At 73.0% G+C, this 8955-nt stretch carries 10 protein-coding genes; 3 read left to right on the forward strand and 7 right to left on the reverse strand.

What is annotated here, in order from left to right:
* Positions 1-999: HEAT repeat domain-containing protein (locus AC13HU_RS24145; RefSeq protein ID WP_483044037.1), on the forward strand; the 999-nt coding region annotated here is incomplete at its 5' end.
* Here the strand turns inward: AC13HU_RS24145 and AC13HU_RS24150 are convergent.
* Complete coding sequence (locus tag AC13HU_RS24150; protein WP_483044038.1) at positions 965-1375, reverse strand: Fur family transcriptional regulator; 411 nt, start codon at positions 1373-1375, stop codon at positions 965-967. The genes AC13HU_RS24145 and AC13HU_RS24150 overlap by 35 nt on opposite strands.
* Positions 1376-1529: 154 nt before the next feature.
* Between AC13HU_RS24150 and AC13HU_RS24155 the strand changes: the two genes are divergently transcribed.
* Positions 1530-2990 (forward strand): catalase, encoded by a 1461-nt coding sequence (locus AC13HU_RS24155; RefSeq protein WP_483044039.1) that lies wholly within the window; start codon positions 1530-1532, stop codon positions 2988-2990.
* An 85-nt stretch (positions 2991-3075) separates the two neighbouring features.
* On the opposite strand, the gene AC13HU_RS24160 is transcribed toward AC13HU_RS24155, so the two are convergent.
* Both AC13HU_RS24160 and hisN read right to left on the reverse strand, forming a co-directional pair.
* Positions 3076-3468 (reverse strand): CBS domain-containing protein, encoded by a 393-nt coding sequence (locus tag AC13HU_RS24160; protein ID WP_483044040.1) that lies wholly within the window; start codon positions 3466-3468, stop codon positions 3076-3078.
* A gap of 124 nt (positions 3469-3592) precedes the next feature.
* On the reverse strand, positions 3593-4390 hold the full coding sequence (gene hisN, locus AC13HU_RS24165; protein WP_483044041.1) for a histidinol-phosphatase: 798 nt from the start codon (positions 4388-4390) through the stop codon (positions 3593-3595).
* Positions 4391-4641: 251 nt separating this feature from the next.
* Here hisN and AC13HU_RS24170 point away from each other — a divergent pair, with 251 nt between their 5' ends.
* Positions 4642-5196, forward strand: coding sequence for a TetR/AcrR family transcriptional regulator (locus AC13HU_RS24170; RefSeq protein ID WP_483044042.1), 555 nt, complete (start codon positions 4642-4644; stop codon positions 5194-5196).
* Between the two features lie 60 nt (positions 5197-5256).
* On the opposite strand, the gene AC13HU_RS24175 is transcribed toward AC13HU_RS24170, so the two are convergent.
* The 4 genes from AC13HU_RS24175 to AC13HU_RS24190 all read right to left on the reverse strand — a co-directional run bounded on the left by AC13HU_RS24175 (position 5257) and on the right by AC13HU_RS24190 (position 8947).
* Positions 5257-5580, reverse strand: a complete 324-nt coding sequence (locus tag AC13HU_RS24175) for a DMT family transporter (RefSeq protein ID WP_483044043.1) — start codon at positions 5578-5580, stop codon at positions 5257-5259.
* Between the two features lie 102 nt (positions 5581-5682).
* A complete protein-coding gene (gene rsgA, locus AC13HU_RS24180) occupies positions 5683-6684 on the reverse strand; it encodes a ribosome small subunit-dependent GTPase A (protein WP_483044044.1) in 1002 nt (333 codons plus the stop codon).
* A gap of 8 nt (positions 6685-6692) precedes the next feature.
* Complete coding sequence (gene aroA, locus AC13HU_RS24185) at positions 6693-8051, reverse strand: 3-phosphoshikimate 1-carboxyvinyltransferase (RefSeq protein WP_483044045.1); 1359 nt, start codon at positions 8049-8051, stop codon at positions 6693-6695.
* Positions 8052-8257: 206 nt separating this feature from the next.
* Entirely contained in the window at positions 8258-8947 is a 690-nt protein-coding gene (locus tag AC13HU_RS24190; RefSeq protein ID WP_483044046.1) for a M50 family metallopeptidase, read from the reverse strand.
* Between the last annotated feature and the right edge of the window lie 8 nt (positions 8948-8955).

The following is an 8955-nucleotide window of genomic DNA, read 5'->3' on the forward strand; positions in this document are numbered from 1 at the left end:
GTGCGGGCGCTGGCCGCGTTCGGGGGGCCGTTGCCCGCGGCGGCGCTGGCGGTGCGGGCGGTGGACTGGGTGCCGCAGGTCGCGGCCGAAGCGCGGGCCGCGCTGCTGGCGCGTACCGCCCCGGACGAGGCGCCCGCGGCGGTGGGGGTGCTGCTGAGGGTCGGGGCGCGGCGGCGGGCGCAGGGCCTGTTCGTCGAGTACCGGTCGGTGCTGGGGGAGCCGGCGCAGCGCCGGGCGGTGCGGGCGCTGGCCGCGCACGCCGATCCGCGGGTGCGCCGCTTCGGCGTCGAACTCGCCCTGGACCTGGGCGAGTCCGTCCGCGGCGACCTGTTGCGTACCGCGTTGCACGACGCGGACCAGGTGTGCCGGCGGCTGTGCGCGCAGCGGCTGCTGGAGCTGGACCCGGAGCAGGCCGGGCGGCTGTTATGGGCGGGTGGTGCGGTGGTGCGCGAGCTGGCGGTGTCGGCGCTGCCCGCGGACGTGCCGGCCACGCGGCTGGTCGCGCCGCTGGCGGACCGGGCCAGGATGGTGCGGGCGCAGGCCCGTTGGAAGCTCTACCAGCGCGGTGAGCCGCCCGCGGACGTCTACCGCAAGCAGCTGCGGAAGGCGGCGAAGGCGCCGGACGCCGCGCCGGGGCTGCTCGCCGGGCTCGCCGCGGGGTTGGGGGAGTGCGGCGACGCCGCGGACGTGGGGGCGCTCGCCCGGCTGCTGCCGGACCCGCGTGCGGCGGTGCGCAAGGCGGCGGCGCGCGCGGTGGGACGGCTCGCGAAGCCGTACGAACTGGTGCCGCTGCTGGGTCCGTTGGCCAACGACTCCGACCCGGGCGTGGCCAGGGAGGTGTTCCAGGCGCTGGCGCGGGTGCCGCACGACGTGCCGCCGGAGACGCTGTGGATCGGCCGGACCCGGACCGAACCGGCGGTACGCCGGCTGGCCGAGCGGATCGGCGTACGGAGCGGGAAGGCCGCTACGTACAGTCCGGGCAGAGCCCGCGGTAGGTGACCTCGGCCGCGGAGACGGTGAAGCCGAAGCGCTCCTCGACCGGGAGGGCCGAGAGCGGGTCGCCGGTGGGGTGGACGTCGCGGACGGTGCCGCAGTTGGCGCAGACCAGGTGCTGGTGCGGGTGGTGCGCGTTCGGGTCGTACCGCTTCGCGCGGCCGTCGGTGGCGACCTCGATGACCTCGCCGATGCTCACCATCTCGCCGAGGGTGTTGTAGACCGTCGCCCGGGAGACCTCGGGCAGGCGGGCGATGGCGCGGGCGTGGACCTCGTCGGCGGTGAGGTGCACGTGGTCGCCGTCGAGCACCTCGGCCACGACTCGCCGCTGCGCGGTCATGCGCCAGCCGCGTTCGCGCAGTCGTTCCAACAGGTCGCTCATGTGTATCACCTTAACAGTCGGGGTCCTGAAGGCGACCATGTCCACAACTGGCTATCATCTTGGCTTAGACAATATCGATTGTAGGATCGAGTCCGGCGCCGGCCGAGAGGTCCGGCGGCGGCCGAGGGACAGGTCGACACCAGGGAGACAAGACGTGACTGCTCAGGAGACGGCTCCGCTGACCACAGAGTCCGGCGCGCCCGTTGCGGACAACCAGAACAGCGAGACGGCCGGCCTCGGCGGTCCGGTGCTGGTGCAGAGCCAGCACCTGCTGGAGAAGCTCGCCCACTTCAACCGCGAGCGGATTCCGGAGCGCGTGGTCCACGCCCGCGGCGCGGGGGCGTACGGCACCTTCACCCTGACCCGTGACGTGTCGCGGTGGACGCGCGCGAAGTTCCTCTCCGAGGTGGGCAGGCAGACCGAGACGTTCCTGCGGTTCTCCACCGTCGCGGGCAACCTGGGCTCGGCAGACGCGGTGCGCGACCCGCGCGGCTTCGCGCTGAAGTTCTACACCGAGGAGGGCAATTACGACCTCGTCGGAAACAACACCCCGGTGTTCTTCATCAAGGACGCCCTGAAGTTCCCCGACTTCATCCACACCCAGAAGCGCGACCCGTACACAGGCTCCCAGGAGCCGGACAACGTATGGGACTTCTGGGGCCTGAGCCCGGAGGCCACCCACCAGGTGACCTGGCTCTTCGGTGACCGTGGCATCCCGGCCTCCTACCGCCACCTCAACGGGTACGGCTCGCACACCTACCAGTGGAACAACGAGGCGGGCGAGGTCTTCTGGGTGAAGTACCACTTCAAGACCGACCAGGGCATCGAGAACATCACCGCCGAGGACGCCGAGCGGCTGGCCGGCGCCGACCCGGACTCGCACCAGCGCGACCTGCGCGAGGCCATCGAGCGCGGCGACTTCCCGAGCTGGACCGTGCAGGTCCAGGTGATGCCGGCGGCCGACGCGGCGAGCTACCGCTTCAACCCGTTCGACCTCACCAAGGTGTGGCCGCACGCGGACTACCCGCCGATCGAGATCGGCCGGCTGGAGCTGAACCGCAACCCGGAGAACGTCTTCGCCGAGGTCGAGCAGTCCGCCTTCAGCCCGGCGCACTTCGTGCCCGGCATCGGCCCGTCCCCGGACAAGATGCTCCAGGGCCGGCTGTTCGCGTACGGCGACGCGCACCGCTACCGCGTCGGCGTCAACGCCGACCACCTGCCGGTGAACCGCCCGCACGCCACCGAGGCGCGTACCCACAGCCGTGACGGCCACCTGTACGACGGCCGGCACAAGGGCGCCAGGAACTACGAGCCGAACAGCTTCGGCGGCCCCGTCGAGACCGGCCGCCCGCTGTGGGAGTCCACCGCCGTCTCCGGTGTCACCCAGTACGGCGCCGCGCCCTCGCACGCCGAGGACGACGACTTCGTGCAGGCCGGCAACCTCTACCGGCTGCTCGACGAGGACGCCAGGACGCGCCTGATCGACAACCTCGCGGGCGCCCTCGCCCAGGTCTCGCGCGAGGACATCATCGAGCGGGCGATCGGCAACTTCCGCCAGGCGGACGCCGACTACGGCAAGCGGCTGGACGCCGCGGTCCAGGCCCTTCGCGGCTGAACCAGCGCTTGACCGTAAAACCGAAGGGGGCTGGACGCCATGGGGCTCCGGCCCCCTCCGGTAGCAGGGCGGGTGCGGGCAGGCGCTACGCCGGTACCGCGGAACGGGCCGGCGCCCACAGCCGGATGATGTCGCGGACCGACACCACGCCGACCGGCTCGCGTCCGTCCAGCACGATCAGGTGCCGGAAGCCGCCGTGCACCATCGCGGCGGCGGCCTCTTCCAGGGTCCACGCCGGGGCGGCGAAGACGACGTCGGTCGTGGTGTGGGCGTGGGCGTACTCGCCGTCGGGATCGAGGCCGGCACCGACCGCGTCGAGGATGTCGCGCTCGGTGAGGATGCCGAGCCCGCAGGTGTCGGGGTCGAGGACGATTGCCGCGCCGACCCGGCGGGCGGACATCAGACGGGCGGCCTGGTGGAGGGTATGGGCGGGGCCGATGGTCAGCACCACCGTGCTCATCGCATCACGAACCAGCATGTGGGGGCACCTCCTGGTGGGTGAAGCCGTCCGCGCACGCCGGCGGGGCCTTCCGTGAACGGTTTCACAAGTTCACAAGCGGGGGTATTCTCATGGTCACATGCTGTTGCGTGTGAGGCAAGAGTCAGGAGCGCCCCAAATATCCCAGTAGCTCCTCGTGCAACAGCCCGTTCGACGCTGCCGCGTTGCCGCCGAACGGCCCCGACTCGCCCTCCAGCGAGGTGAATCGGCCGCCCGCCTCCCGCACGATCACGTCGTTCGCCGCCATGTCCCAGACGCTCAGCTCCGGCTCCGCGCAGATGTCCACCGAGCCCTCGGCGACCATCATGTACGGCCAGAAATCGCCGTACCCGCGGGTCCGCCAGCAGTTCCGGGTCAGGTGCAGGAAGCCCTCCATCCGGCCCGCCTCCTCCCAGCCGTGCAACGAGGAGTACGCGAACGAGGCGTCCTCCAGCCGGCCGACCCGCGAGACGTGCAGCCGGGTCGCCGACGACAGACTGCGCCCGCTGTACGCGCCGCTGCCCTTCGCCGCCCACCAGCGCCGACCCAGCGCGGGCGCGGACACCACGCCGACCACCACCTCGTCGCCGCCCTTGCCGCGCACCGCGAGCGAGATCAGCGTCGCCCACACCGGCACGCCGCGCACGTAGTTCTTGGTGCCGTCGATCGGGTCGACGATCCACCGCCGGGCGCCGCTGCCCTCGCTGCCGTACTCCTCGCCGAGCACCGCGTCCCGCGGCCTGGCCCGGCCCAACTGGCCCCGGATCAGCTCCTCCGCGGCCTTGTCCGCCTCGGTCACCGGCGTCAGGTCGGGCTTGGTCTCCACCTTGAGGTCGATCGCCTTGAACCGCTCCATCGTCGCGGCGTCGGCGGCGTCGGCGAGCACGTGGGCCAGCCGCAGGTCGTCGTTGTAGTCGGGCATGTGCCGAACAGTATCGATTCGGCCAGGTGCGCTGCCATCACGTCCACAGGGCCGCCACACGCCCGCGGTCGATGCCCGCGGCCGCCATACGCCCGCCGCCGTCGCCTCCCGCGGCCGTCACATCGGGGTCACGGCCCCACGCGCCCCACACAGACCGTCGCGGAGCCTTGACAGCGCGTCGGCCCGCGTCAATTCTTTCGGCACGCCCGCTGCCCGCGGCCCACGACGCTTGCGGTATTGGGGAGGCAACGATGCCTACCGTGCGCGAATCGCTCCTCGAAGCGGCGTTCACCGCGCTCGCCGGCCGGTCGTGGACCGAGGTCCGGATGGTCGAGGTGGCCGCGGCCGCCGGGGTCTCCCGGCAGACCCTCTACAACGAGTTCCACAGCAAGGACGGGCTGGCCCGCGCGCTGGCCCGGCGGGAGACCGACATCTACCTCACCGGTGTCGACGAGGCGCTCGCCCGCGCCGGGCAGGACGGCGGCGACGCCGGCGAACGGTTCGCCGCCGCGGCCGGCTGGACGCTGCGCCGCGCCCGCCGCAGCCCGCTGGTCCACGCCGCCCTGGCCGGCGACCGCACCTCGCGCCCCCCGCTGCCCGACCTCGCCGACGCCTTGCGCGCCCGCGCCACCGTCTCCTTCACCCGCGCCTTCCCCCGGCTGCCCGCCGACGACATCGCCTGGGCCTGCGACGCCGCCATCCGCCTCACCGTCTCCTACGTCATCGCGCCCGCCCCGACCGACGAGCACGCCTGTATGCGGGTCGCCCAACTGGTGCGTAGCCTGCTGGCTCGGCATCGTCGTTGACGGGGCGTCAGGAGCGTGCGAGGCCCGGCCGGTTGGGCGCCGTGGGTGGAGGGCGCGAGGTCAGTGCGAGGAGCCCGAGATCTGAAGGCCGATCACACCGAAGATGACCAGCGAGATCGACACCAGCTTCAGCGCGGAGACCAGGTCGCCGAGGAACGCCATGCCGTAGATCGCGGTGCCGGCCGCGCCGATACCGGTCCACACCGCGTACGCCGGGCCGACGTCGAGCTTCTTCAGGGAGAGGGTCAGCAGGCCGAACGAGCCGAGAGCGAAAAGGCAGAAGGCCACCGTCGGCCACAACCTGCTGAAGCCGTGCGACAGCTTCAGGCTCACCGCGAACCCTGTCTCGAAGAGCCCCGCGACCACCACGAGAAGCCAGGGCATCGGGTGCCTCCGTATCCGTATCCGTCGTTCCGCCGTGCGTCGCACGTCTCTGTTCGCAGCCGATCATCACACAGCTGGGCCGCGGAACCGATGGGGGTACCGTCAGTCTCCTTCGTGCCGCTCACGCGTCGCCAGCAGGCGCCGCAGCGAGTCCAGTCGGGCGGGCTCGGCATGACCTGCGGCTACCCACGCGTCCAGCGCGCAGTCCGGCTCGTCGTGCGAACAGCCGCGCGGGCACTCCTCGGTACCCGGCACCAGGTCGGGGAACGCCTGGACCACCCGGGACGGATCGATGTGCGCCAGGCCGAAGGACCGCACCCCGGGAGTGTCGATCACCCAGCCGGAGTCGCCCGGCAGTGGCAGCGCGAGCGCCGACGTGGTGGTGTGCCGGCCGCGACCGGTGACCGCGTTGACCACGCCGGTGGTCCGCTGCCGCTCCACCAGCGCGTTGACGAGCGTGGTCTTGCCGACGCCGCTGTGTCCGACGAGCGCGGTGACGTGTCCGGCCAGCCGTTCGCGGATCTGGTCCACCCCGCCGGTCAGGAAGTCCTCCCGGTTGGTGACCACGTACGGCACGTCGAGCGCGCCGTACGTCTCCAGCAGCGATTCGGCCGGCGCGAGGTCGGACTTGGTGAGCACCAGCAGCGGGGTGAGCCCCGCGTCATAGGCGGCGACCAGGCAGCGGTCGATCATCCGGGGGCGCGGCTCGGGGTCGGCGAGCGCGGTGACGATGGCGAGCTGGTCGGCGTTGGCGACCACCACCCGTTCGTACGGGTCGGTGTCGTCGGCGGTGCGGCGCAGCACCGAGGTGCGCTTCTCCACCCGCACGATCCGGGCCAGGGTGTCCTTGGCGCCCGACAGGTCGCCGACCACGGCCACCCGGTCGCCGACCACCGCGGACTTGCGGCCCAGCTCGCGCGCCTTCATCGCGGTGACCTCGCGGTCCTCGACCAGGACGGTGAGCCGGCCGCGGTCGACGGTGAGCACCATGCCCTCGGCGGCGTCCTCGTGCTTGGGGCGGATCGAGGTGCGCGGGCGGGTGCCCTTGCTGTTGGGACGGACCCGGATGTCGTCCTCGTCGGGGTTCTTGCCGTAGCGGCGCATGGCGGCCGTCAGCCCCGTCCCGTGCCGGTGCCGGTGGTTCCGGGCATGGTCCCGGGTCGGGCCAGCATGTCCGCCCACAGATCGGGGAAGTCCGGCAGTGTCTTCGCGGTCGTCGCGATGTTCTCCACCTCGATACCGGGCACGGCCAGGCCGAGTACGGCGGCGGCCGTGGCCAGCCGATGGTCGTCGTAGGTGTGGAACACCCCGCCGTGCAGCGGACGGGGGCGGATCAGCAGGCCGTCCGCGGTCTCGGTGACGTCGCCGCCCAGGCCGTTCAGCTCGGTGGCCAGCGCGGCCAGCCGGTCCGTCTCGTGCAGCCGCAGGTGGGCGATGCCGGACAGCCGCGAGTCGCCGTCGGCGAGCGCGGCGACCGCGGCGATCACCGGGGTCAGCTCGCCCACGTCGCCCAGGTCGGCGACGAGCGGGCGCAGCCGCCCGCTGCCGGCGAAGGTCAGGCCGTGGTCGGTCAGCTCGCAGGAGCCGCCCATCCGGGTGAAGATGTCGCGCAGCGCGTCGCCGGGCTGCGAGGTCAGCCGCGGCCAGCCCGGCACGGTGACCCGGCCGCCGGTGACCAGGGCGGCGGCCAGGAACGGCGCCGCGTTCGACAGGTCGGGCTCCACGGTCAGGTCGCGGCCCAGCAGCGCGCCCGCGGCGACCCGCCACACGTTGGCGGCGCCGCCGTCCTGCGGGGCGTCGACCTTGGCGCCCGCCTTGCGCAGCATGTCGACGGTCATCCGGATGTGCGGCAGCGAGGGCAGGGTGCGGCCGGTGTGCCGCAGCTCCAGGCCCTTGTTGAAGCGCGGCCCCGACAGCAGCAGGGCGCTGACGAACTGGGACGAGGACGACGCGTCGACGTCCACCGCGCCGCCGGACAGCGACCCGGCGCCGTGCACGGTCAGCGGCAGCGAGCTGCGGCCCTCGTCGTCGACCCGGGCGCCCAGCGCGCGCAGGGCGTCGATCACGCCGTGCAGCGGGCGTTCGTACGACCGCGCGTCGCCCTCGAAGCGGACCGGGCCGTCGGCGAGCGCGGCCACCGGGGGCAGGAAGCGCATCACGGTGCCGGCGTTGCCGACGTCGATGGTGGTCGGGCCGCGCAGCCCGGCCGGGATGATCCGCCACGCCTCGCCGCCGTCGGGGTTGACCATCTCGTCGATCTGCACGCCCATCGCCCGCAGCGCGTCCGCCATCAGCACGGTGTCGCGGCTGCGCAGCGGACGGCGCAGCCATCCGGGTTCCGTGGACAGCGCGGCGAGCACCCAGGCGCGATTGGTCACCGACTTCGAACCCGGCACCTGGACGGTCGCGTCCACGGCAGCGGGCGCGGTCGGGGCCGGCCACAGGTCGGTCTGCGCGGGGCTGTCGGTCATGGGCAGCAAGCGTAGTGGCTCGGGTGCGGGGAGATGAGTCGGCGAAAGCGGCGAAACCCGCTGGAATCAGGGTGCGGCTACCCTCGTCGCCGCCCGGCCTCGGCCCTGGGACCCCGCCTGGAACCCCGCCCCGGGCGCGCGACCCGGGACCGCCGACCCGGGTACCGCCGATCCGGGTACCGGCCCTGGATGCGGCCCCGCCCGGCCTACCGGACCAGCAGCCACCGGCCGCCCGCGAACAGTGAGCACAGCGCGACGACGTAGAACAGCAGCAGCCACAGGGCCGCCGGGGTTCGGGTCAGCCGGGCGAGCTGGTCCGGGTCGGAGGAGCCGCTGCGGTCCCTGCGCCGGGAGCTCTGCAGTTCCGCGACCGGCCGCGCCCCGCCCAGCAGCAGGAACCACACCACCAGGTACGCGAACGCCGCCTGCACCTGCGCGTTGGTCAGCCACGACACCAGCAGGAACAGCGCACCGGTGACGACGACGGTCAGCACTCCGTACGCGTTGCGGATCATCACCAGCATCACCAGGAGCAGCGCGGTCGCCCCCCACAGCAGCGCGGTGATGTGCCCGGCGGTCAGCAGCCCCGCCCCGGCCAGGCCGAGCAGCGGGGGAGCGGTGTACCCCGCGGCGGCGGTCAGCACCATGCCGGGGCCGTGCGGCTTGCCCTTGGAGACGGTCAGGCCCGAGGTGTCGGAGTGCAGGCGTATGCCCTGGAGCCGGCGGCCGGTCAGCAGCGCGATCAGGCCGTGGCCGCCCTCGTGCGCGATCGTGACCGCGTTGCGGGTGACGTGCCACGCACCGCGCATCACCACGGCGGCGAGCGCGATCAGCGCCGTCGCCCCCACCAGCCAGCGTGAGGGGTCGGGCTGCGTCCCGGTCAGCCGGTCCCACATCTCGGTGA

It is taken from the genome of Streptomyces sp. NH27 (assembly GCF_056859195.1).

Coding starts and splice junctions, on each gene's coding strand:
- AC13HU_RS24150 (WP_483044038.1), bottom strand. CDS start 1,375: ATGAGCGACCTGTTGGAACGACTGCGCGAACGCGGCTGGCGCATGACC.
- AC13HU_RS24160 (WP_483044040.1), bottom strand. CDS start 3,468: ATGCTGGTTCGTGATGCGATGAGCACGGTGGTGCTGACCATCGGCCCC.
- hisN (WP_483044041.1), bottom strand. CDS start 4,390: ATGCCCGACTACAACGACGACCTGCGGCTGGCCCACGTGCTCGCCGAC.
- AC13HU_RS24170 (WP_483044042.1), top strand. CDS start 4,642: ATGCCTACCGTGCGCGAATCGCTCCTCGAAGCGGCGTTCACCGCGCTC.
- AC13HU_RS24175 (WP_483044043.1), bottom strand. CDS start 5,580: ATGCCCTGGCTTCTCGTGGTGGTCGCGGGGCTCTTCGAGACAGGGTTC.
- rsgA (WP_483044044.1), bottom strand. CDS start 6,684: ATGCGCCGCTACGGCAAGAACCCCGACGAGGACGACATCCGGGTCCGT.
- aroA (WP_483044045.1), bottom strand. CDS start 8,051: ATGACCGACAGCCCCGCGCAGACCGACCTGTGGCCGGCCCCGACCGCG.
- AC13HU_RS24190 (WP_483044046.1), bottom strand. CDS start 8,947: ATGTGGGACCGGCTGACCGGGACGCAGCCCGACCCCTCACGCTGGCTG.